The organism is Paenibacillus amylolyticus (assembly GCF_003719335.1).
GTDB lineage: Bacteria > Bacillota > Bacilli > Paenibacillales > Paenibacillaceae > Paenibacillus > Paenibacillus amylolyticus_D.
The window spans coordinates 16,655-39,924 of the sequence record NZ_RIAS01000009.1 but is presented as its reverse complement, the minus strand read 5'-3'; the positions used below and the strand labels follow the sequence as shown (position 1 = coordinate 39,924).

Below are 23,270 nucleotides of genomic sequence, written 5' to 3'. Positions count from 1 at the left end.
ATTGGATTATTTTAAACCTTAATTCAAATAAAACCCCCGAATGAGTTATTCGGGGAATGGGTTAGACAACTTAGACTGGCCCTTGCGCATCTCTCCGGGTGACACACCAAAGTGCTTTTTGAACACCCGATAGAAATAGGACACATCTTCATATCCGGTCATCTCGGCAATATGTTTGAATGGAATTTGATCGTCCAATACCCACTCTTTTGCTTTAGTCATTCGAAGCTGCACGATGTAATCCGTTACATTCACGTCGTACTCTTTCTTGAATGCTTTGCTCAGATATTCCTTGCTGACAAAAAAGATCTGGGCAAGCTGCTCCAGTGTAATCATCTCCATGCAGTGCTGCTCCATATATTGCTTCACATCTTGGAGGTTCAGCTTATTCTTATATTTTCGCTGTGCAATAAGCTGCTCTAATACCTGATAATACGAATCCGCGATCCACTCCACAGCGGCGGAGATGGAAGTTAAAGCTGCTGCAGGCGGCAATGCCCCTTCTTCCGAGCGACCTGACAGTCCGTTAGACACACACAACTCATCCAGCAAGTTCTGCAACTCGTAAACAACACGCCCAAGCTGGCGAGGTCTGAGGATTTCACTCCGTTCTAGCTTCTGCTCCAATTGCTGAAACCATTCCCGCAAACTGGGCAGATTCAGATCGTTGAATCGCAGACGTGCTTGCTGCTGGAACAGTGAGAACTCACCTGCGAATAAGACCGGATAAGCTTCCCACAACTCTGGAGCCGTAGTTGCTTTGTCCAGTTCACGGCTACATTTTGCCAGCGTAGCATTTAATTCGTCTGGATTCACCGGCTTCAGCAGATAATCAGCTGCACGATACCGCAGAGCGTGTTTGGCATAATTAAAATCATCATAACCGCTAACCACAACGACCTTAATCTCCGGGTATTGACTGTTCAGCGTCTGCATCAGCTCCACACCGTCCGATCCCGGCATACGCATGTCGGTAATAATAAGATGAGGCTGCAAAGCCTTGACCATCTGTATCGCCTGTTCCCCATCCTCTGCTTCACCGCAGACAACCAAGCCGAGCTCATTCCATTCACCAAGATTGCGGATAATATCCCGATTCCACGGCTCATCATCCACCAGCAACACTCTATAGATCTCCTTACTCACAAGGGCTCGCCTCCTGTTGTGCAGGGGATTGTTACGATCACTTTTGTTCCCTGCCCTAGTTCACTTTCCATACGTATACCGTATTCAGGTCCAAAATGCATCACCATTCGTGATGTAGCATTGAGCAGTCCAATACTCGTGCCTGAACTCCATACCCGATCGGTATGCCGCGTAATGCGTTCCAGTTTCGATTGCATCTCTGCGAGCCTATCCGGCTCCATACCCACGCCATTATCACAAATTTGAATGGTCACCATACCCTGCTGTGGATCACAGAGCACTTCGATGCCCAGTCTCCACTCCCCAGGCTTTTTCTCCAACCCATGCAAAAATGCATTTTCTACAATGGGCTGCAATGATAACTTCGGAATATAACACGCTCGGAGTTCTCCCGTAATTTCCAGCTTATATTCAAGCCGGGTGGCAAAACGCTGCTTCTGAATCAGCATATAATGTTCCAATTGATCCAGTTCGGATTGCAGGGGGACAAGGCCGTCCGGTGCCCGCACAATATACCGGAACATTTCACTTAAAGCCCGAATCACCTTGTAGCTGTCTGCCGGTTTTTGCGAATAGACCATGCCGCCGATCATCTGCAGTGTATTTTGTAGAAAATGAGGGTGAATCTGAGATTGTAGCGCTTTGAGCTCGGCTGTCTGCTTCTCCAGATTCATTAAATAGTTGTCCCGGATATGTTCCCGGATTCGGCTAGCCATACCGTGCAGATTTTTCTCCAGCAGGCCGATCTCATCCACTCGTCCGCTGCGCTCTACTTTACGATCCTTGATCAGCTGGATGCCCTTCATGGAATTCGCCAGTTTGACAATAGGTTTAGAGGTTCGCCAAGCGACCAGTGCTGCCAGAGCAACAGATACTACCGTTGCCACTCCGCCCACGACAAGTCCATACTTCATCGTTTCCAGTGCGCTCTCGTTAATGACATGATCCGGTACGATTTTGATCACCCGCAGCCCTGTCGACTCAATATCGTGATAGAAAATATATTCCTGTGCTGTGCGAATAAAACCTGCGTTATTCTTCGTTTCACTCAGCTGCTTCAACGCTTCATCCGAGGGCTGGATGGAGGAGTTCGGCTGATATACCGGATGACCTGAGCCATCCCCAATATATGCGGTATAATCTCCCCTGCTGTCGAGCAGGTCCAGAGTCTGGTTAAACTCAGCCCATTTGATCTCCAGACTGATTGCCCCGATCTGAGCCTGATCCTCAAAGCGGTTCATGCTGCGGGTCATATGGAACTTCGCCGGATCTATCGGATCATTGATAATTGTAAAATCTTTATGCTCTGTAAAAAGCTTATCGTATGCTTCCGGAACATCCTGAACCGTCTTAATGCGAGATTCCATCGAGTTAAACGTGAACAAAGTGTCCTGCTCCCTCAAGTACAGTTCGACACCGAATACATAATTGCCAGCAGAATAGTACACACTGTTCAGCATATTAAAGACGGCTTTCTGTTCATCGAAACGGCTGGAGGCTGGTGCTTCCCGAGTCAACGCCAAATACTGATGCAACTCATCACTGATCTGAATGGAATAAATGATATTATTCATGCGAGTAAACTGTTCTGCCAAATAGATAGACGCCCAATTCATATTGACCCGGTTCGTATCCATAATCTCTGCTTCCATGGAGGAACGTGTATTCTCCGCAGCTACCGCGGTCATCACAATGACCGGCAGTACAGCAACCAGGGTCATCGCCAAAATCAGTTTATTACGAATGCTGCGCTTGAAAGGGTCTATCAGCCGACGGTAGAATTCGTTAAACACAGCGCATCCACTCCTGAGCTAAAATAAGACAAACGCCCCAGCATCAAAGCGAGGGCGCCATGGTCTTGTTATTTTTTTCGGAAAATATGAAGTAAATGTTGAACTAAAGATTTTACACAGGCCATTCCGATGACAGAATAACCTGGAGAGTAGCGGTTATCCCCAGATTTTTTTGATTCCTTTTTCCAAAAGGGAAAATCCGGTGATAAGTTTATGCTTCCGATGTAGCTTTCTTGCAGAAAGCTTTCAGGCGACCGCTTCGCTTTTTCAGGTTTTTTCTGTCCTCTCCGTTAAAGTGTAAAAGAACAATTCAAAATCTTCTATTTTCCTTAGGTACATTTTCAATATCATTCCCTAGTGTTGCTCGATAATGCGTACGCCCCATCGTTCCAGCTTGATCTCTTGCCCAGCAACAATCGAATCTCCTGATAATAGCTCTGTCCCTTCGCCATGCGGATTCTTGAAGGAAACCGGCGCATCCGAATAGTTGAAATAATAGCGAATGGTATGACCCTGATCGTTCACACCTGTCTTCACAATGAGTGGAAATGCAAGTTCCTGATCCGCTCCCCATACGCCAGCTTCTTTCATCACACGTTCCAGCACCTTGCGAATGACGGCAGCACTCGTATAACATCCAACATATGTCGCTTTGCCTGTACCATAGTTATTTTGCGTGATCGCTGCATACTCTCCCCAGTGTGGATGATCGTACCAAGCGAGCACCTCCGCCGTCGTCGGTGTAATCAGCTCCATCCAGGTGTGCACCTGATTATGCTCCTCACCTACGCCAAACGGATCATCCCGCAGCGCGACATGCTTCGGCTCAACAAACAGGTTATAGCTAATACCACACGCTTCACTGATCAGTCCGGGCTGACGCGTAGAGCGAACTTTGATGTGCTCATTGGCAAAACCGCTTTTAAACGAGTACACGATGTGTCCGCCGTCCTGTACAAATTGATTTAATTTTTCCAGCAACGCATCCGAAGCTGCGTACAGGGCAGGCACAACAAGCACATCATAGTCTGCATAACTCTCCACGGAAGGATCGATTAGATCGCAGCCAATGTTCATTTTATACAGTTCATCGTACATCCAGCGCACAACGTCGTTGTAGTTCTTGTCACTTGTAAAGTTAAAGCCAAACCACTTGATAGAGGTCAACGCCTCGTTGCTAAACAGTACAGCCACCCGATTCGTCTTCTTCAGATTCACCAGCTTAGGACTCAGGCGGGCAAAATCGCTGCCAATCGTCTTTGCTTCGTTATACACCGGATTCGGTTCAAAATCATGGCTCAGCAGACCTTTCCAATAGGTCTCAAACGAATTGTGCAGCGAGTGCCAATGCCAGTAGGCAACCATGTTTGCACCTGAAGCCAAATGGCTGAATGCCTGTAATCGCAGCTGGCCCGGATAAGGAACCCAGTGCCAGAAGGCCTGTGCTTCGGTCTCCAGGACCAGATAATTGGATTGTTTCGTGGAACGTGCCACATCTCCTCCAAACGAAATTTCAATTCCAGTTAACTCGTCCTGGGAAGGATGATAGATATCTACACTGGTGATGTCAAAAGGTCGGGATGCCGCAAAATGATCGACATCCCCTTGAATGCCGTAGGAATACCCGCGCCATTCAAAGTCAAAGTTCTGGGTAACAAACTGGCCATCCTGTTTGTACTCATTAACAATCCCTACTTGCCACGCCAGGAAATCCGTGACCAATTGCCGCTGGAACTTGGCAAACTCAGCTCCCAAGCTACCGTTAATGGTACCCACAACGGAAGGGAAGTCTTCCCAACTGTTGATGCGATTACTCCAGTAGTCCAGTCCAAATTCCTTGTTCAACTCGTCCAGCGAGCTGAACTTGTTGCGCATATATTTAACAAACTGTAACTGCACGTTGTCTCCAGCTGTGTTGTAGTGCTTCGTTTCGTTGTCTGTCTGATATCCGATGACAGCCGGATGTTTACTCACACGTGAGATCAGCTTGCGGATGATACGCTCTGCATAAAACAGATACGTCGGATGAGTGATATCCATAATCTGTCTCGCTCCATATTTTCCAGGTCCCTGTGCGGTTGTTGCCAGAACGTCCGGGTGCTCCTTCACCATCCACGTCGGAACAGCATACGTTGGTGTGCCTACGATGACATGAATTCCGGCCGCATGCATCGCATCCAGCACCCGGTCTACGGAAGTGAAATCAAACACGCCATTCTGCGGTTCATGGGTACTCCACGTCGATTCAGCGATGCGTACGACATTGATGCCAGCCTCTTTCATCATCTGAATATCCTTGTCCAGTCTCTCATATGGCATATATTCATCATAATAGGCTACGCCGTATAATAATTTGTCCATGAAATAGTCTCCTTTGAGTGTATAAGATAAGTTGACATGTTCCCACTTCTAATGGTAGCGTTTACATTATTGCTAGTATCGTTTTATTCGTTGTTCAGTATCTGTTGATACGCTTGCATATCCCTATATATTAGGATGTCCGCGTTAAACTGATTATAATGAAGTGCATGCAGCGTGCCGATGGCACAAGGCGAGTATTTTTTACCCTTTTCCGAGGTGAATGTCATGGATAACCGTTCGCAGCTGCGAGAGATGCCATACCATACGCTGGCACACTGGCTTCCGATAATTGATTGTAACATCAAATTTTATGGCGCTCATAGCCAGCAAGTTCCATATGGGTGGGCTATGCCTGAGGAGACACATCCCGGCTTTGAGATCATTTTGATCATTCAGGGCACGCAGGAGAGTATCATTCATGGCTACACGTATACGGTGGACGAAGGCTCTATTCTGCTCATTCCGCCAGGATTCAAACATACTAATACATGCATCTCTGCGGAAGGCATGACCTATTTTAGCGCACATTTTAACGTGGATGATCCGGTATTCACCTTAAAACTGATGTCCCAGCGCAGCAGAATCTATGCTGCAGGTATGGGAGATAATATGAAAATAAGAGCTGTGCTTGAAAGCTGGATGAGCATGATTAATACGGCCGAGGCTTATTCATCCACAGACAAATTACTCATGCAAGCACGGATGTTTGAACTGTTCGCGCTGTTATCTCAAGCAGCAGAGAATGCACCCGCATCCGCCCTTTCGGTTGATGCTGCTCACGCTCCTGCTCCGACAGCCATGCATTACGCGGGAGCGATCGCCGAAGCGATCAAGCAGGCTTTCCATGCCCAGCTGCGATCAAGGGATGGCAATGTATCTTCGGTCAAAGTCGAGCAAATCATTGCGTCGTTTGGCATCAGTCCGGGATATGGTTTGCAGGTCTTTCGCAAAGTATTTGGTCATTCTCCGCGGGCCTATCTGTCTAAACTGAAATTACAGGAGGCCAAAATGCTGATAGAGCAACCTGATCTTTCGCTTGGGGAGATTGCGATAAAACTCGGTTACACCCACTTATCACATTTCAGCAGACAATTCAAACGCTGGACAGGGCAAAGCCCTCTGCTCTATCGGAATCAGCATGCAGAGAACAGCCGGGATTCCGTTTCTCAACTTTCAGAAGGAAACTTGGAACGCTGAAGACGAATACGTATATTTTCGAATTCTTCCGGGGTGTTCATATTGCTCAGTTGCAGTGCGGCGTGCTCGATGCCCGCGTGCTCCAGTTCGTTTATTTCGACAACATGGCCACCGATCTCGTCCAGCCAGCGAATGACACGCAGCCGGTCATGCATAAGGCACTGCTCTAGCTCGGGAAGTACACGTTTGTGGTAAACTCCGGCAAGTGGATGAGTACGTTCTTCTACACGGGGAACGATGGCACTGCTTGTTGGATACTGTTCTGCGATTATCTTCATTCCATTGAAAAAAGAAGTTTGCAGCAGCGGCATGTCGCAAGCACTGACCAAGTTCCAATCTGTACGAGAAGCACTGAGTGCTGCGTGAAGCCCGGCAAGTGGTCCCTTCCCGGGGTAAACATCCTTTACGCATTCGAAATCCTTATCCCCCTGTGCGTTGTAGATTGCTTCGTTCGAACCTGTTGCAACTACAATTCGGGATACGGCGGGCCTGATCGCATTGCTTATATGAGTTAACACAGCTGAGCCGTTCAGTTCGAGCAGTGCTTTGTTCGTTCCCATTCGGCTGGATAGTCCACCTGCCAATATAATGCCGGTCCATTTATTAGCATCCATAGTTCTCTCCTCTTCCCGTAAGAACCTGAGTTATATATTTGTGTAAAATATTTATGAAACTCCGAATCATATATCAGAAGTCGACCGATACATTGCAAATCAACTCCATACCCTAAATCTACACCGAACTTATAAAGCACGCATCCATATCCTACATTTCGTTACATCCGTTTTGGGAGTAAGACATACCTCAGGACATACCTTTAATTCATATATTCTATACGTTGAATCCCCTTTCAACAAATGATACATTGAACAATATGATTCGATTCGGAAAGGAATGGCTCAATTGGACAGATCTGCACCTGTGAGAGGCACCTCCTCGCTGACCTCTCTGAAACTATATAACTTTTTCATCTACGGAGCCATTTCGATCTTTGCCGGATTCCTGCAGCTCTATCTTCAAGAGATTGGCATGACCAAACTGGAGATCGGCAGCCTCATGGCCATTGGTCCTTTTGTATCTCTGTTTGCCAATCCATTCTGGGGATTTTGGAGCGATAAATCACGCAATATCCGTATTGTGCTAATGATGATGATGGGAGGCACCTTTGTGCTTGCACAGGGTGTATTTTACGCGCCCTCATATGCATGGATCTATGTCGCCATGATTTTCTTTTATTTTTTCCAAAGCCCCTTATTCGCTCAGACCAATAGTTTGATTCTTGGTTATATTGACGGTACAGGTCAGAAGTTCGGGTCATTTCGGCTCTGGGGCTCTCTCGGTTGGGCGCTGACTGCAGTTGCTGCCGGGCCGGTTATTGACCGTTTTGGCGTGAGCAGTGTATCCATTATTTTTGCATGTATGATTGCTGTAGCGTTTATATTTTCTGTACTCTTGCCAAGGCAGCCCATTGCTTCCGATACCCCGATTGTGACGTTCCGTAGGTTCGGCAAAGTGATGTTTAATCCGTATTTTATGATTTTTATCGGTCTTGGTGTGCTTGTTTCGGTACCCAATGCCATGAACAGTACATTTATGTCGCTTTATATTGTAGAGATGGGCGGCGACAAACAGATGGTCGGCTGGGCCATCTTCACATCCTCTATTCTCGAAGTGGGTGTGTTCCTGTTGCTGGATCGGCTGTTGAAACGCAAAATGAGTATACTACTGGGCTCTCTGATTTTAATTAGTCTGCTGTTTGCCCTGCGCTGGCAGCTCATGGCGCTGGCTAACAACCCGATGGAGGTTGTCTTTATTCAGCTCATGCACTCGGTCACCTTTGGGGGTTATTTCTATGTGGGCACACAACTGACGATGTTGTTTATTCCACGGCCTTATCGCTCCTCCGGGCAAGCGGTATATACGATGGCTTGGGGTGGTCTCTCCGGCGTCATTGCCGGCCTGTTTGGCGGTTGGCTATTCCAAAGCTTCGGTGCAGAGGTGATGTACAGCATCGGTGTCTTCTTTTCCCTCGTTGGCGCGACTGGTTTTGCTATCATGTGGCTGTGGAACCGTCGTAATGGGTACCAGCCAACGGTGCTGACCGAGATGGGCAATATGGATGAAGACAAGTAGGCTATTGACCTGAACGAACACAATGATGACCAGACCACGGTTCTATACACTGTTCTATCGCTTTACGCTCCGCGGTCGTTTTGCGGCTAACGATCACCAGGAAGCTTATTTGAGCCATTTCTAGACGTTTCATATTCTAACGATCCGTACGGAGCTTATTTCTTGAAAATGCAGTCTTTTCACCCTGTTTTCCTCGTTTTAGACAGAAATAAGGCTTCTGGTGATCATTAGAATTCAAAAGTGCCGAAAATCGGGTAAATAGCGTTTCCTGTGATCGTTAGAGTAATTTGCATTCCATAATGAAAGACGGTTCCTTTATATCGGAAAAATCACAAGAAGGGCGTCCCGTCATCTTAAGGATGAAGGAACGCCCCTTTTTAATGCTTATGCAGCTTGTTAGTCTCAAAACTTCGTGCTCTAATCCGAACCCTTCAAGCATTCGACAGATGAAAGTCGTGGCTAACGTAGGTTTACCCACCAGCTCTGTCTCATGCTACTATTCTACGTCTATCTAATGCTCTTGTGTGTCTATCTCATGCTCTTGTGTGTCTATCTCACGCTCTTGTATGTCTACCTCATCTCGTATCCTCGTGTATCTGCCTTATGCCTTAGGCAATTGGAACGAGCTTTTCAGCGATACAACCCGGTTGAATACCGGACGGCCTGGTTCGGAGTGTTTCGGATCAACACTGAAGTAACCGTGACGGAAAAATTGGAACTTGTCCTGCGGTTGTGCTTCTTTCATCTCTTGCTCAACGTAACCGTGAACGATCTCAAGCGAATTGGGATTCAACTGATCCAGGAACGTTTTTTCCGGTTGCTCCACTGCTTCTGCTCCAGCACCAGTCACATCCGCCTCCATCTCAGCCCCTGCTACAGCAGCTTCCACTTCTGCCTCCGCTTCCGCTTCCGGTGCATCTGCCGAAATCAACGGCTCGTACAAACGGAATTCCGCGGGTACCGCTTGCGTTGCTTCTACCCAGTGAATCGTGCCTTTCACTTTACGTCCTGTAAAGCCGCTTCCGCTCTTCGTTTCTACATCATAGGTGCAATGAATCTCAACGACATTACCGTCTGCATCCTTGATGACGTCATTACATTTAATGAAGTAGGCATGTTTCAAACGAACTTCGTTGCCAGGGAACAAACGGAAGTATTTGTTCGGTGGATTTTCCATAAAGTCGTCTTGCTCGATATAAATCTCGCGGGAGAACGGAATTTGGCGGTTGCCCATCTCCGGATTTTCCACGTTATTCTCCGCTTCCAGCCATTCCACTTGTCCCTCAGGATAGTTGGTAATAACCACTTTGAGCGGGTGCAGCACAGCCATGGTGCGCGGAGCTTTCAGTTTCAGATCCTCACGAACAAAGTGCTCCAGCGTTTGCAGATCAATGACACCATAGTTTTTGGAAATGCCTGTTTCGTATACAAAATCACGAATCGCTTCCGGTGTATATCCCCGGCGGCGCAGCCCCGAAATCGTCGGCATGCGCGGATCATCCCAGCCATCGACATGGCCTTCGTCCACAAGCAGCTTCAGCTTTCGTTTGCTCGTTACCATCTGCGACAGGTTCAGACGGCCGAATTCATACTGACGCGGCTGACTCTCCATCTCACATTCCGCGATGACCCAATCATAGAATGGACGTTGATCCTCAAACTCCAGGGAACACAGGGAGTGAGTTACGCCTTCAATGGCATCTTCGAGCGGATGCGCAAATGCATACATCGGGTAGATACACCATTTGTCGCCCGTGTTATGGTGGTGTGCATGAGAGATACGGTAGATCACCGGATCACGCAGGTTGATGTTAGGCGAAGCCATATCGATCTTGGCACGCAGTACTCTCTCTCCGTTTTTGAATTCGCCTGCACGCATCCGTGTGAACAGATCGAGATTCTCTTCCACCGAACGCTCGCGGTACGGGCTGTTTTTGCCCGGTTCGGTCAGCGTTCCGCGCATTTGACGGATTTCGTCGGCGCTTTGATCGTCGACGTAGGCTTTACCTTTTTGAATAAGCAAGACCGCACGGTTGTACATCTCATCGAAATAATCCGAGGCAAAACGTTTCTCGTTCCACTCGTATCCGAGCCATTTCACGTCTTCCTGGATGGAGTTCACGTACTCCACGTCTTCCTTCACAGGATTCGTGTCATCAAAGCGCAGATTCGTCTTGCCGCCGAACTCGCCGCCCAGCGTAAAGTTGATCCAGATCGCCTTCGCATGACCAATATGCAGATAACCGTTCGGTTCCGGTGGAAAACGGGTAATAACTTCCTGGACTTTGCCCGACCGGAGGTCTTCGGTAATGATATTTTTAATAAAGTTAGGTGGGGTTGTGAATCGGTTGTCCACAGTTATCAAACCTTTCATGAATGGATTGGAGCTTGCAAATAGTACAGCAATTCCGGGTAAAATTCCTTAATGACGAAACCATTTCCTGAAAATATCTTCTTTCATGGAAAGTTTCGTACGCGTTTCATTTAAATATACCTTTAACGGGGAAGGAGTTCAATAAATAACAGCATCAAAATCGGGATCAAACGCATACGTCACCCGATTCAAGTTAGGTCCAATACCATTTTGACGAGTTCGCACGAATCATGTAGCATATGAGTAAAACTAATTTTAAGGGAGGGTTTCCCAAGTGAACGCGCTAAAACTGACCAAAGAACAGCAGGATGAAGCCATCCGCACGATCCAGTCGTATTTTGAAGAGGAACGCGGCGAAGAGTTGGGTGATCTGGCGGCATGGGGCGTCCTCGATCTGTTTATGACACAGCTTGCTCCCTACATATATAATCAGGCACTCAGTGACGCACGCACAACGGTAAACCAGCGCATGGCCTCCATGGAAGAGGATCTGTTTGCCCTGGAGCGCAAATTGCCCCGTCCTCCCCGCTAATCTACCTATTATATAAAGAAAGAAGGTTGCAATCATGTTTACCTATTCATTGGATGAATATACAGAGCTTCGCCCGCTTCTGATGGAGCACACCAAACCGCTGTTTGAACTGACCGATCGTTCCCGTGATCAACTTAGACATTGGCTGCCTTGGGTAGATCAGGTGACCGAGATTGAACATACATCGAGCTTTATCACAGGCGCGTTAAAACAAGCTGCGGAGAACGGCGGTTTCACAGCCGGCATCTGGTTAAAAGGAGAACTGGCAGGTATTATCGGTTTCCAAGAGATTAACTGGACGAGCCGTTCCGTAAGCATCGGATACTGGCTTGGCAAAGGGTTCGAAGGACAAGGCCTGATGACCAGCGCCTGCCGTGTCTTGGTCGATTACGCCCTCGTGACACTGGACCTGAACCGGGTCGAGATTCGCTGTGCTACCAACAACAAGCGTAGCCGTGCCATTCCCGAACGCCTGGGCTTCGTTCTTGAAGGTGTTATCCGTCAGGCAGAAAAACTGCCGAAAGGATACGTCAATCATGCGGTATACGGCATGTTACAGCATGAATGGGAACTTTTGCGATAAAATAGCCTTACATAATGGACATCATCGAACTTGTATAACATTTTCATAAATAAAGTACATCCTAATCAACCGAAGTATATCAAAGTACACTCAATCACACTGAAACACATTATATATCGCCTTCATCCGCTTGCCCCACGTCTGTGACACGCACACTTACCACAGATGAGGGGTTATTGTGGATAAAGCACCATTTTTTACTTCCCCTTAAGGTTGAACTCATCTCTGCTTCATGCTTGGTGCCTAAGATAGCGTTGTGGATTAACACCACAAACTCTATACAGGAAGAAGGATGATCACGGATGAAGAAAACCACATCATCAAAAGCAGTTAAAGTAACCAGCGCTTTAGCTTTAACACTTGCACTTGGCGGGGGCTTGGTGGCAACGACTGCGGTTCATGCAGACCCTGCGGCGAAAGCATCCGATGCACTCCAAAACAAAAACACTGCTCCAATAGGTTCCCATATATTAAAACCGCCTGGTGAAGCCGAAAGAGGACTTGGGCCTTGGTTCGGCCCCCATGCTGAGAAAGTACTCTCTGTGCTGGGTATAACTAAAGATGAGTTAAAAGAAGCCCTTCAAGCAGACCAGTCCCTTGCGGAAATTGCTGTTGCGAAAAATGTTGAGACACAGACGCTTATTGATACACTTGTTGCCACGGAGAAAAAGGAACTGCAGCAGCAACTTACCGACTCCAAGATTACTCAAACTCAGTATGATGAGCGTTTAGCCGCCCTAACGGAACGTGTGAGTGAACTGGTAAAAGAAAAACCATCCGCATTACGCGCGAAAAAACCAGAACAACCTGCGCCTGGAATGGGTTTGCCTGGACGGGGGTTTGGCCCTGAAGTTGATCGCAACCTAGACAAGCTTGCGTCTTTACTTGGAGTAACCACCAATGAGTTAACTTCATCACTCAAAAAAGGGGATACCCTCGCAGAGATTGCCTCTACTCAGAAGGTAAACGTGCAAACCCTTATTCAGCAGCTCGCAACCGATAGAACAGCCGATCTGCAGCAAGAGTTGAAGGATGGTAAAATTACACAGACTCAGTATGATGAGCGGGTCGCCGACCTGACCGGGCGCATCACAGACCTTGTTAATGGCACACGACCAACCGATCGACCCGAGCATCACCATGGAGCTCGTGTGAAAGACGAGTCCGGCGCTCCAATTAAACCTTTGAAGAAGAACGACAAACCAGACAAAGCGGGTATGACAGATAAATCAGGAACGAGCACTTCTGATCTTATTAAAGATCCTGCGTAACCAACCCTCTGATCTTAGTAAAAACCCTGTGTAACCCAACTATTCGACCAGATATTGCTTAATGAAACGTTATAAATACATCTTGTGCCACTAGCCTGATTTTCAGGCAAAACCAAGAACGATAAACAGTTCACAAGCAGAGCATAAGACGGATACCCCTTATCTCCGCATCCTACAGAATTCTTTCCACGCCAAGCCCCTCCTTCCCACGCTGTCTGTAGCGGTGAAGGAGGGGCTTTAATGATTATCAGGTACATCGTCTTTTAGAGCGCGCGCACCATACCACCATCCACAATTAATGACGTTCCGGTAATGTAGGTGTTTGCACCGGATAACAGAAATACAACAGCTTTGGCGAATTCCTCCGGCTTACCATAACGTCCCAGTGGTATCTCCTTGCGGAATTGCTCAGCGATCTCGTCCTCACTGACCCCGTTCTGTTCTGCCCGCGCCGTATCCAGCTCACGAATCCGATCTGTTGCGATACGTCCAGGGGATACAGTATTAATCAGAATACCGTAAGGTGCAAGCTCCTGAGAGAGCGTTTTGGCAAGACCAAACACACCCGTACGGAACGTATTGGATAGAATCAGACCCGGAATAGGCTGTTTCACCGATGTGGAGGCAATGTTGACGATATGTCCTCCGTTTGTCTTCATATACGGAAGCACGCCCCGAATCAGCCTCACATAACTAAGCATGTTCAGTTCAAAAGCTCGCTCCCAGTCCTCGTCTGTCAGCGACTCAAACGTACCGGAAGGTGGACCGCCAGAATTGTTAACCAGAATGTCGATCTGCCCAAGTTGCTCAGCTGTCTTCTGAATCAGTGCTGCAATGTCCTCCTTGCGTGTTACATCCGTTGCGACATATTCGACACGCCCGCCGCCGCCAAGGGCAAGCAATTCTTTTTGGACGGCAGCGAGCTTGTCCTCGCTCCGACTGGCCAGCATCACATCTGCACCTTCCAGTGCCAACTGTGCCGCAACTGCTTTGCCTAGGCCTCGACTGGAGGCCAGCACGAGTGCTTTTTTACCGCGAAGTCCCATATCCATTGTTTATTCCTCCCTATGCCGAGTTTGTTCCCCTACACATCCGTCTAACCGTTTATGCATTAATAAAATAAGCCATTAAAATGTCGTCCACATCCCTGCCACCGATTCTGAACTCGGAAACAAGCCTGCCCTCGGTTACAAACCCACATTGTTCGTAGAAAGCAACTGCTCCCGGATTGCTCGATAATACACGCAATCTGAGCTTACGAATGCCTTGCTCCAGTGCATGCTGCTTCATCGCTTTCATTAGAGCTGTTGCTACACCAGAGCGGCGAAAGTCCGGGTGAACAGCAATATGGATTTCATAGACATGCCGATTCACTGGCATCCCTGTAGGGGGATGAAATCCGACGTATCCGCATACCTGATCCTCTTGCACTGCAATCAACTGACTGCCTGGTGGACAATATTGCAAATACTGCTGTCTGGACCGCCATTGCATCGGCGCAGGCGAGGTGGACGCATTCCAGACCAGCATATCCAGCTCCATCAGCTGGTTAGCGTCTTTCATCTCAGAAGCACGAATGTGATACGTATGACTGGTAAGCATGCTGATTCAACCTTTCGTATATCTTCATTCACAAATCTTTTTCTTTCACCTTCATTTAAATATCCTTTTCCCTGGCCTCATTACGCTATCTTTTCGTGCGCCTTTATTCTGTTATCTATTGTAGCATAGCCACCGGGTGGACTAAAATTCCGCTTCGGTTTGATGACCGTGTACTTCGAAAAATCACTTCACCTTGCCGTAACGTCATGGTTTATACTTGTTCCATTGTATCTGTGTAAATAAAGGTTCCACATCGTAAGGAGGTGCACCGGATTGAATATCAAAGAAGCCGCTTCCCGGCTGGGAATTTCCGCAAGAGCCATTCGTTTTTATGAGGAAAAAGGGTTAATTCAACCTGCCAAGCAGGTCAGCAACGGATACCGCACCTATACGGAGAATGATATATGGCGTTTGCAGACGATTGCAGCGCTGCGCGAGATTGGCATGTCTCTGCAGGATATCACCCATGCACTCGCCGAGATCGATCAAGGCAATCAGCAGGGACTGGAGGAATATCTGGAGTTACAGCAAGCGGTGATGTATGCCCAGTGGGTGGAATTAAAACGTATGATGGATACGACCCAGCGAATGATCGATCTGAACCGCCAGGACGGAACACTTGACGTCAGCCATCTTCACGATCTCGCGGATAGCGCACGCCGTCTGCGTGAAGCAAGACAAAATTGGCACGACCGCTGGAATTATGATAAACAAGCTGCTATCCATGATCAGCGGGTTCAGATAGAGTCGCCACAACCAGACAAACCTTTCAACCTGTACCACAATTATGATGAAGCCTTAGCACACACCGTGCAGTGGATCTCTCCTGTACCTGGAGAACACGGACTGGATATTGGCACTGGGACAGGCAATCTGGCTGGCAGAATGCTGCATCAGGGTGCTGTCATGACCGGGATTGATCAATCACGGGAAATGCTGCGAACATGCCGCCTCAAGTATCCTCAGATACAGGTGAAGCTTGGTAATTTTCTAGCCTTGCCTTTTGCGGATCAGTCCTTTGACTTCGTTGTATCCAGCTTTGCCTTTCATCATCTAGGCCCGGATCAGCAGCAGCTCGCTTTGGAAGAAATCCAGCGTGTGCTCAAAGCCAGCGGCACGAGCAGAATCTGTCTCACCGACCTGATGTTTACGGATTCCACCCATCGTGACGCTTATAAGAGACTCGCCGCCGCGTCTGGAGATACAGAACAGCAACGAGCACTGCGCGAGCGCCATTTCCCAATGCTGGACGAATTATGCTACCGGCTGACCCACCTGGGCTACGAGACCAAGCAAGTCCGTCATAATGAATTACTACATACAGTACTTGCGGTTCCGCTGAAATAGCAGGTATCTAACAACTACCTCCGGCGCAACACGCAGTATATAGGAAAGAGCCAACTCTCCGAGAGGAGGTTGGCTCTTATTGCTGGTCTTGCTGGAGTACAGCAGATGGCTATTTTACATATAAATATCAACCACAGTACGCTCAGCCGCGCCGCTTGCTTCTTTGAACGCATCCAGTGAGATGCGTACCCCGCCTTGACGATAACGGTTTGCTGTACGCTCACCTTGAATGTCCTTGTCATTCACCGTTACACGGCTGACAGATCCCTCATTCAGGTGATAGATAAACGTCACCGGCTCGCCTGCATATTCAAATTCGAATTGCATGCCGTTCAGTTCAGCTGGCAGTACCGGGTCAATGACCAGATTACCGCCTTCCTGACGAATACCGAGTGCATTCGAGATCAGCTGGTTCATGTAGATTCCAGGGCCGCTGGAGTAGATTCTCCATCCGCCTTTTACCTCTACCGTCCCTTTGCGAAGCTGGTCAAAATGTTCCTGTGCCTCGTAACGGGTATTGAACTTACCGTCCGAACTACTGAAGTACGCGTTCGCTTGGCGAATCTCCGCGTTAGGCACAACCTCGCGGATTCCCACCGGGTTGATCATCGCCAGTCCGTTCCACACTTGATCCGTTTTACCCAGCTTCGCCATCGCTTCCACATAACGGATGTGGGCATGCACGTATTGCAAACCGATCTCACGTCCGAAGTTGGACGCTTGCTCTGCACGTTTGAAGTGTGTGCTCACGCCGCCAGCATATTGCGCCGGACGGTTCATCAGACGTACGCCATCCGGGCAGAGGAACTGCTCACGAATGAGTGCATAGTGTGCCTCAGCCTGTTCTGCGTTCAGCAGTTCACCGATCATGCTGCGCGTCATTGGCAGCAGGCGGTATTGAATGCCCGTCTCCGTGTCTGTCGGATGCAGCATCAGCTTCGCCTGATCCGCCTCTTCCATGTACACAAAGCCTGGAATCACATCCGTGCCCAGCATGTAACGGTTGAAGTCCTCGCGGATACCCTGTGCCAGTTCGGCAAGCTCCTGCGCAAAAGCTTCGTCTTTCGACTTCAATGCCTGTGACAGCACATTCACGGACTGATATGTCAGAGCTACCGTCCAGCTGCTCACCATGTATTGCTTGAGCTGTGCATTGGCTGGCTGGAGGGTATCATCCCAGTCTCCATCTCCGTAGGAGGACAGGAACGTATCGTGCAGGAAGTGTGCACGGATATATTCGATCTCTTTTTTGGCGTGCTCCAGTACCGTTGCTGTCTCTTCTGTGAATCCGAAGCTATGTTTAACGGTATAAGGTACTTTTTCGTCCAAGATCGCATAATCACGCGTAGCAGTCAGGTAATCTGCCAGCACTTTCAGCGGCCATACGATGATATCGCCATGGCTTTCTTCCTGTTGGATCGCGAAGTATTTGTCAAACATAAACCATTGCGGCCAGTTGCCATCATCTTCGTATTGGTGAGTGTACACCATTTTAATGATATCGCGAACCTGCTCATATTTTTGAGTGGCCATGAAGTACTCTACCGGACCTTGGCACACATCACGCGTACCCCATGCTGCGCCGCCATACTGCTCCAGACCGTGAGGTACAGAGTAGTGAACCAGCATATTGTGGGTGTACCACCAAGCAAGCGCGTTGACTTTGAACAAATCCTCCGCATCCTGGCTCTCGCCGCGGGACAAACGGAAACCATTCATGACACCTGCAAAGAACGCACGGTATGCCTGTACTTCTTCTTCAAAAGAAAGAGTAGAAGTTGCTGTGTCAGCTCCCGAAGAAGCCTGGCCTTCCAGCACGCCCTGAACCTTCAGTGTCCATTCCGCAGTCTCTTCTAAACTTAACGTTACGAGTGAAGCAGCACCATTGCGAACACCGCTGGCGAGCAGTGTTTCGTCCCCGGCTTGTACAGAGGCACCTTCGACCGTCATGCGGTACTCCAGCTCAGGATACGTTCCTGCACTCAGAGACTTCGAATCAGCTTTGAAAATCAATGTGCTGCCATCCTGCGTCATGTGCAGTGGATATTCGTACTCATTCACATTCATCGTAATCTGGTTCGTCACCAGGTAACGATAAGCTTTTCCACTTGTAGAGCGCACATTCATGCGTACTTCTGTAGAATGCGTCGTTGTGTAATTCGTCACGATGAGTGTATCGGACTCCATTTTATAAATCCAGCGAGCATAGTTAAACCCAATCTCGAACAGGGACGGCATCGTCAGCAGACGATATTGTCCATCGATCTCTACATAGACGCGTTGTCCAGCCGTTTTCGGTACGTTCAGAGCATTGCGGGCATTACTGATCATTTTGTTAAAATTGGTGTTGCCGATCACAAGCTGCGAGTTAAACATTCCGTACATATACGAGGTGGTTGTAATAACCTGTGCTCCAAGTTCTACATTACCACCGCTCATCAGAATATGTCCGTGTGGACGCTCCACCAGCAGTTCTTTGGCTTTCAATACGATATGCTCGTAAGATTCGGTAAAGAAGGATAACAGTTGATCCCCGCTGTGTTCTTCCTGATGACGGTCAGGATACAGCTGGTTAATCTCTTCCTGCGTCAGATCGAGTGCAGCCAGTGGTTCTCCTAAAGATGAAGAGAGTTTTACCTGTTCAAGCACATCACCCTGCTCGGCAGTCATAGCCTCAACTTCGTTCCATGCTGCTTCCACTTCATCTCCATATTCCAGCGCAGCAATGCCCGATGCATGGTTAGGCTTCGCTAGTCCATAGAAAACAACCTGTGCCTCACCGTTCAGTTCCAACAGTTCGGATTGCAATGCAGTATATGCGAACTCATACTGGTAAGTCTCGTTTGCCAGTGATGGGCGACTCAGACTTTCAGGTTGATTGGTTTCTTTGTAAGACAGTCCGAAGAACTGGAATCCATCAGTAGAGTAACCCACTGTTTTCGTCAGGGAGCCTTGCTGCATGTAAGGGAAAACACCGCCCTGCGGCTGATTTTGACGAGAGCATACCACATACCCTTTTGTCTCATCTTCAAATACCGTATGGTCAATGTATTGTGACAGATAAGCTTCGTTACTGCGCACTGCGCCCGGATCAGCAAGTCCCACATCTTGTCCATAGACCACATCGACACGCTGCTGTTGTCCTGTAATCTTCACATCCCAGAACCAGATTCCTTGCGGTGCAAGCGTAAATACAACTTTATACTGGATCGCCTGTGCTGCATGGTCCGGTTGAACACTGCCTGTCCAGATCAGCTGACGGTCTGCATGTGACTTGCTCGTGGATACCTGACTGCCCGAATGCACACCTAGCAGCGGGAACGATTGAATCTTCCCATTCTCCCCATGTACACGCAGATACAGATTATTCAAAGATCCATCGATCGGGTTGCCAAGCAGCTGGTTCAGCATCGTTGTGCCGGAAGTGGCCTGAAGCAAGTCTCCACTGTTCAAAAAAGTAAATGTGACTTCGCCAGCTGCCAGACGAATCGTTTCATTCATGGTTGTTTCCATCTCTCAATCACTCCTTAAATTAGTTTACTGCCTTCAGTCGAAACGTTTCGATATTTTTGAAAAAGAATAGGGCTCCCTTTGAACCGGTCGTTCCCGACCCGTTCCAACGATACCCCTCCTGTTGTAACTCATCACATTCGCATGCAGATCATTCTTCTCGTCATTATGTAGTCCTGATCTTAAGAAGAACCCACGGAACCGCGCTCCACCAGATCAATGGTTAACGTATAGGATGGATTAACGCTCTCTCCATTCAACATCTGGAACAGAAGATGTCCAGCCAGTGATCCTGCCTCATGCTTCGGCTGACGAATCGTTGTCAGTGGCGGATGAACATATTCGGACAACTGGATGTCATCAAAGCCGATGATCGAAATGTCTCCCGGCACCGAGATGCCACTCTCTTCAAATGCCTTCAACCCGCCAATGGCCATCTCATCGTTTCCGTAAAATACGGCAGATGGAAGCTCTCCCTGCACAATCATCATCTTGGTTGCACTAAAGCCGCCCTCACGAACGAAATTACCGTTCAAACGCCACTTCGACTTCTCTTCAAGTCCAGCCTCCCGCATCGCTCGCAGGAATCCTTGGTAACGCAATGCATTATCATAGGAGTTGGATGGACCGCTGATATATGCAATGTTCCTATGACCACCTCTTATCAAGCGACGGGTTGCAAGGTATCCCCCCTGCTCACCATCCACCAGCACATTGACCAGATGATCACCGGACAGCTGACGATCCATGACAATAATCGGGAAGCGTGATCCAGCAGATTCAACCAAAATGTCATCATGGATGTTGTGAGCCAGTATAATGGCCCCGTCCACCCTCTTCTCACGCAAAAAACGAACCGCTGTTGAATCCCGACCACCCATGGAGCTGCAGGCAATAAGATCATACCCGTTCGCGAGTGCTACATCCTGCACACTGCGAATCAGCTCGGAGTAATACGGTCCCGACAGGTCTGTCAAAATCAGCGCAATGGTATTGGTCCGACTCCGTTTCAAATCCATGGCAAAGCCGTTTTTTCGGTAATTCAGTTCTCTTGCTGCCTCAAGCACCTTCGCTTTGGTCTTCGCACTAACCTTGCTGTCCCCGTTCAGTGCATAGGAAGCAGTTGAGAGCGCTACACCCGCCAGCTTTGCCACATCCTTGATCGTTGCCATTCCTCTTTCGCCCCTTCTTGCTTAACTCTTCCATTACTATTTTATCTCATCAGACAGCAGGTATGGAATAAAAAACCAACACCATGCAGTCCCGTTCACTGCTCCAGTCGTGGTTATCATTCATAATAATGCATATGGCGTATCGCTCATGGCACTTCTACCCATGCTTCCTAAAGTGCACTTCTGCATTTTACCTTATTACGCACAATCGAAACGTTTCGAGGCGTTTCCAAAAAAATAATCCCGAGTTGTTTTCCCTTTCTCCCTGCTTGTGTAAAAACGAAACGATGGCAATAATTCGCTCCATCTTTTGATGGGAACTTTGCATCACTCGCTGCACAAAATCCAGTAAATCTGCCGTAAACGCTAGATTGAAACGTTTCGACATTATCATTATATTCTCTGTTGATAGCGATTTCAACCATTTTATCTAATTTCGCAGAAATAAGTACAATTTTCGATCACTTGTCCACGAAGTCTTGTTTATCATATATACTGCATAATAGTTCAAATTCATCAATTGCACAAGAAGTATGATACCATGTTACAGCTCTTCCAAATCATAATAAGGAGAAAGTTACGTCATGAAAAACAACCAGCCAGCCGATCCAGTCAACGAGCATTCCTGGCTCGCTTCCTTACCCTACATACAACCTATTCCTGACGCTCTATTCAAGCTTATACATCTTGTTCAGCTTCACGACCGTGAAGCATTGGCCCATATTGAGGAATCCTGGAGCACGCTCCATGTATTGTATGTCATAACCTCTGGTCAGGCCAGACTCATTGGAGCAGATGGCAAACTGACATTAACTACCGGCTCCGCATTTGTTCGCCGCGCAGGCCGCCTGCTGCAACATGACCACTATCGTGGTACGCTCTCACCAGTACAGGGTATCGCCATCGCTTTCGATTTTACCGATCAAGAACAGCGTTTCTGGCCGTTTGGCTCCCCATCTCCAATATCCAGCCGCTTGCTTGTTGAAAAAGCAGCAGAACTGGCCCAAGTATGCATGTCAGGACAAAATTTAAGTCCGTTCAGACCACATATTCTTTTTTATGAACTTCTGGATATGCTGCAGGATCAAGCTACTGTTTTTCCGCAACCAGATCACTCTTGGCTGGATGGTGCACTCCGCTATATTCATGAGATGTATGCGCACCCTCTCACTCGTGAGCAACTGGCCAAGGCATCGAATGTGAGCCCCGAACATTTTTCGCGGGAATTTAAGCGGTATACCGGATTTACCTTCATCGAATATGTATCCCGTTTACGGATCAGGATCGCTCAAGAATGTTTGCTGTTGGGAAGTCCCACATTACAGGAAGTGGCCCGGCTAACCGGATACAAAGATTCGTTCTATCTGAGCCGCAAGTTCAAACAGATCGTTGGTGCAGCACCTAGTCATTACCGGCACTTTCCGAAGAAAATTGTCTCTTTGACCTACAACTATACGGCCTCATTGCTGGCACTGGGCTGTATTCCTCACTTATGCGCCGTGGCGAGCTGGATGGAACACGACCTTGATGAGCATGTACAACACCAAATAAGGCAGTATGCGGAGCATGAACTGTTAGCTCATCCGCAGTTGATCGCTAAGGTCAACCCCGACATAATTATCGGCTATGCACCTCATCCAGCACTGAATGAATTGCGAATGATTGCGCCAACCATTCTGATGCCTTTTGAAGAACTGGACTGGAAACAGCAGTTTATAGAGATCGGTCGAATTACAGGTCTGGAGCCCAAAGCTCAAGCTATTATTCACCGTTATCACCAGTTGGAGCATGAAGCCAATCAGACCTTGGACAATCTGATGGGTGAAACCCGAGGTTCGGCGGTATGCTTATTCCTGAATGGTGAACAAGGTGCATATATCTTTGGTCATGGGTGGGGCAGAGCTTCTCATATTCTTTATGAGTCTCTTGGATTTCAACCACCGGCACGTATGCTCAAAGATGGACAATTGCCATCCGGATACATCCATGTGCCTTTGTCCGATATTCATTTGTATGCCGCAGATCACATATTTGTAGCCTATCCTGAGGAAGTTGCAGAACAACAAGCCGTCCACTCACAGATGAATTCAGCATCATGGAGCAGCCTTGCGGCCATTCGTAACGGTTGTGTATACGAAATTGATGCAGATATGTTCTACGGTTTTGACCCTCTGTCCATGATGAAGCAATTAAAACACATGATGCATCATTTCATATCACACCTGTCCATGCCTTAGTGATCATCGTTG

At 48.0% G+C, this 23,270-nt stretch carries 17 protein-coding genes; 7 read left to right on the top strand and 10 right to left on the bottom strand.

Going from position 1 to position 23,270, the window contains the following annotated elements; all coding sequences use genetic code 11:
• Window positions 1-45 precede the first annotated feature (45 nt).
• From EC604_RS16770 to EC604_RS16760, 3 genes are all read right to left on the bottom strand, one after another.
• Window positions 46-1,146 carry a response regulator transcription factor gene (locus tag EC604_RS16770; RefSeq protein ID WP_240036960.1) on the bottom strand — a complete coding sequence of 367 codons (1,101 nt, stop codon included), beginning with the start codon at window positions 1,144-1,146 and terminating at the stop codon, window positions 46-48.
• Entirely contained in the window at window positions 1,143-2,939 is a 1,797-nt protein-coding gene (locus EC604_RS16765) for a sensor histidine kinase (RefSeq protein ID WP_123065262.1), read from the bottom strand. Before EC604_RS16765 ends, EC604_RS16770 begins: the two co-directional genes overlap by 4 nt.
• A 354-nt stretch (window positions 2,940-3,293) precedes the next feature.
• Window positions 3,294-5,300 carry a beta-galactosidase gene (locus EC604_RS16760; RefSeq protein ID WP_123065261.1) on the bottom strand — a complete coding sequence of 669 codons (2,007 nt, stop codon included), beginning with the start codon at window positions 5,298-5,300 and terminating at the stop codon, window positions 3,294-3,296.
• 225 nt (window positions 5,301-5,525) lie between these two features.
• On the opposite strand from EC604_RS16760, the gene EC604_RS16755 reads away from it, so the two are divergent.
• On the top strand, window positions 5,526-6,497 hold the full coding sequence (locus EC604_RS16755) for an AraC family transcriptional regulator (RefSeq protein ID WP_123065422.1): 972 nt from the start codon (window positions 5,526-5,528) through the stop codon (window positions 6,495-6,497).
• On the opposite strand, the gene mobA is transcribed toward EC604_RS16755, so the two are convergent.
• Window positions 6,467-7,111, bottom strand: coding sequence for a molybdenum cofactor guanylyltransferase (gene mobA / locus EC604_RS16750; protein ID WP_123065260.1), 645 nt, complete (start codon window positions 7,109-7,111; stop codon window positions 6,467-6,469). The two genes, EC604_RS16755 and mobA, sit on opposite strands and share 31 nt — an antisense overlap.
• Before the next feature lie 280 nt (window positions 7,112-7,391).
• Between mobA and EC604_RS16745 the strand changes: the two genes are divergently transcribed.
• Window positions 7,392-8,630 (top strand): MFS transporter, encoded by a 1,239-nt coding sequence (locus EC604_RS16745; protein ID WP_123065259.1) that lies wholly within the window; start codon window positions 7,392-7,394, stop codon window positions 8,628-8,630.
• Between the two features lies 1 nt (window position 8,631).
• On the opposite strand, the gene EC604_RS30845 is transcribed toward EC604_RS16745, so the two are convergent.
• On the bottom strand, window positions 8,632-8,763 hold the full coding sequence (locus tag EC604_RS30845) for a hypothetical protein (protein ID WP_275670043.1): 132 nt from the start codon (window positions 8,761-8,763) through the stop codon (window positions 8,632-8,634).
• Between the two features lie 468 nt (window positions 8,764-9,231).
• Complete coding sequence (locus tag EC604_RS16740) at window positions 9,232-11,004, bottom strand: glutamine--tRNA ligase/YqeY domain fusion protein (protein ID WP_123065258.1); 1,773 nt, start codon at window positions 11,002-11,004, stop codon at window positions 9,232-9,234.
• 274 nt (window positions 11,005-11,278) lie between these two features.
• On the opposite strand from EC604_RS16740, the gene EC604_RS16735 reads away from it, so the two are divergent.
• The 3 genes from EC604_RS16735 to EC604_RS16725 all read left to right on the top strand — a co-directional run bounded on the left by EC604_RS16735 (window position 11,279) and on the right by EC604_RS16725 (window position 13,390).
• A complete protein-coding gene (locus EC604_RS16735; RefSeq protein WP_090924184.1) occupies window positions 11,279-11,536 on the top strand; it encodes a DUF2164 domain-containing protein in 258 nt (85 codons plus the stop codon).
• A gap of 34 nt (window positions 11,537-11,570) precedes the next feature.
• On the top strand, window positions 11,571-12,119 hold the full coding sequence (locus EC604_RS16730; RefSeq protein WP_123065257.1) for a GNAT family N-acetyltransferase: 549 nt from the start codon (window positions 11,571-11,573) through the stop codon (window positions 12,117-12,119).
• Between the two features lie 302 nt (window positions 12,120-12,421).
• Window positions 12,422-13,390 (top strand): hypothetical protein, encoded by a 969-nt coding sequence (locus EC604_RS16725; protein ID WP_123065256.1) that lies wholly within the window; start codon window positions 12,422-12,424, stop codon window positions 13,388-13,390.
• Between the two features lie 263 nt (window positions 13,391-13,653).
• Here EC604_RS16725 and EC604_RS16720 read toward each other — a convergent pair whose 3' ends face one another.
• Window positions 13,654-14,442: an SDR family oxidoreductase gene (locus EC604_RS16720; RefSeq protein WP_123065255.1), complete on the bottom strand. Its 789-nt coding sequence runs from the start codon at window positions 14,440-14,442 to the stop codon at window positions 13,654-13,656.
• 52 nt (window positions 14,443-14,494) lie between these two features.
• Complete coding sequence (locus EC604_RS16715) at window positions 14,495-14,992, bottom strand: GNAT family N-acetyltransferase (RefSeq protein WP_123065254.1); 498 nt, start codon at window positions 14,990-14,992, stop codon at window positions 14,495-14,497.
• A 273-nt stretch (window positions 14,993-15,265) separates the two neighbouring features.
• Between EC604_RS16715 and EC604_RS16710 the strand changes: the two genes are divergently transcribed.
• Window positions 15,266-16,339 (top strand): methyltransferase domain-containing protein, encoded by a 1,074-nt coding sequence (locus tag EC604_RS16710; RefSeq protein ID WP_123065253.1) that lies wholly within the window; start codon window positions 15,266-15,268, stop codon window positions 16,337-16,339.
• 114 nt (window positions 16,340-16,453) lie between these two features.
• Here the strand turns inward: EC604_RS16710 and EC604_RS16705 are convergent, their stop codons facing one another.
• On the bottom strand, window positions 16,454-19,852 hold the full coding sequence (locus EC604_RS16705) for a GH36-type glycosyl hydrolase domain-containing protein (protein WP_123065252.1): 3,399 nt from the start codon (window positions 19,850-19,852) through the stop codon (window positions 16,454-16,456).
• 179 nt (window positions 19,853-20,031) lie between these two features.
• A complete protein-coding gene (locus EC604_RS16700) occupies window positions 20,032-21,021 on the bottom strand; it encodes a LacI family DNA-binding transcriptional regulator (protein WP_123065251.1) in 990 nt (329 codons plus the stop codon).
• A gap of 584 nt (window positions 21,022-21,605) precedes the next feature.
• Here EC604_RS16700 and EC604_RS16695 point away from each other — a divergent pair.
• Entirely contained in the window at window positions 21,606-23,258 is a 1,653-nt protein-coding gene (locus EC604_RS16695) for an AraC family transcriptional regulator (RefSeq protein ID WP_123065250.1), read from the top strand.
• The last annotated feature ends 12 nt before the right edge of the window (window positions 23,259-23,270 follow it).

Bases quoted from the DNA above. Each gene is read 5' to 3' on its own strand.
- EC604_RS16760 (WP_123065261.1), bottom strand. From the start codon at position 5,300: ATGGACAAATTATTATACGGCGTAGCCTATTATGATGAATATATGCCA.
- EC604_RS16755 (WP_123065422.1), top strand. From the start codon at position 5,526: ATGGATAACCGTTCGCAGCTGCGAGAGATGCCATACCATACGCTGGCA.
- mobA (WP_123065260.1), bottom strand. From the start codon at position 7,111: ATGGATGCTAATAAATGGACCGGCATTATATTGGCAGGTGGACTATCC.
- EC604_RS16745 (WP_123065259.1), top strand. From the start codon at position 7,392: ATGGCTCAATTGGACAGATCTGCACCTGTGAGAGGCACCTCCTCGCTG.
- EC604_RS30845 (WP_275670043.1), bottom strand. From the start codon at position 8,763: ATGAAACGTCTAGAAATGGCTCAAATAAGCTTCCTGGTGATCGTTAGC.
- EC604_RS16740 (WP_123065258.1), bottom strand. From the start codon at position 11,004: ATGAAAGGTTTGATAACTGTGGACAACCGATTCACAACCCCACCTAAC.
- EC604_RS16730 (WP_123065257.1), top strand. From the start codon at position 11,571: ATGTTTACCTATTCATTGGATGAATATACAGAGCTTCGCCCGCTTCTG.
- EC604_RS16725 (WP_123065256.1), top strand. From the start codon at position 12,422: ATGAAGAAAACCACATCATCAAAAGCAGTTAAAGTAACCAGCGCTTTA.
- EC604_RS16720 (WP_123065255.1), bottom strand. From the start codon at position 14,442: ATGGATATGGGACTTCGCGGTAAAAAAGCACTCGTGCTGGCCTCCAGT.
- EC604_RS16715 (WP_123065254.1), bottom strand. From the start codon at position 14,992: ATGCTTACCAGTCATACGTATCACATTCGTGCTTCTGAGATGAAAGAC.
- EC604_RS16705 (WP_123065252.1), bottom strand. From the start codon at position 19,852: ATGGAAACAACCATGAATGAAACGATTCGTCTGGCAGCTGGCGAAGTC.
- EC604_RS16700 (WP_123065251.1), bottom strand. From the start codon at position 21,021: ATGGCAACGATCAAGGATGTGGCAAAGCTGGCGGGTGTAGCGCTCTCA.
- EC604_RS16695 (WP_123065250.1), top strand. From the start codon at position 21,606: ATGAAAAACAACCAGCCAGCCGATCCAGTCAACGAGCATTCCTGGCTC.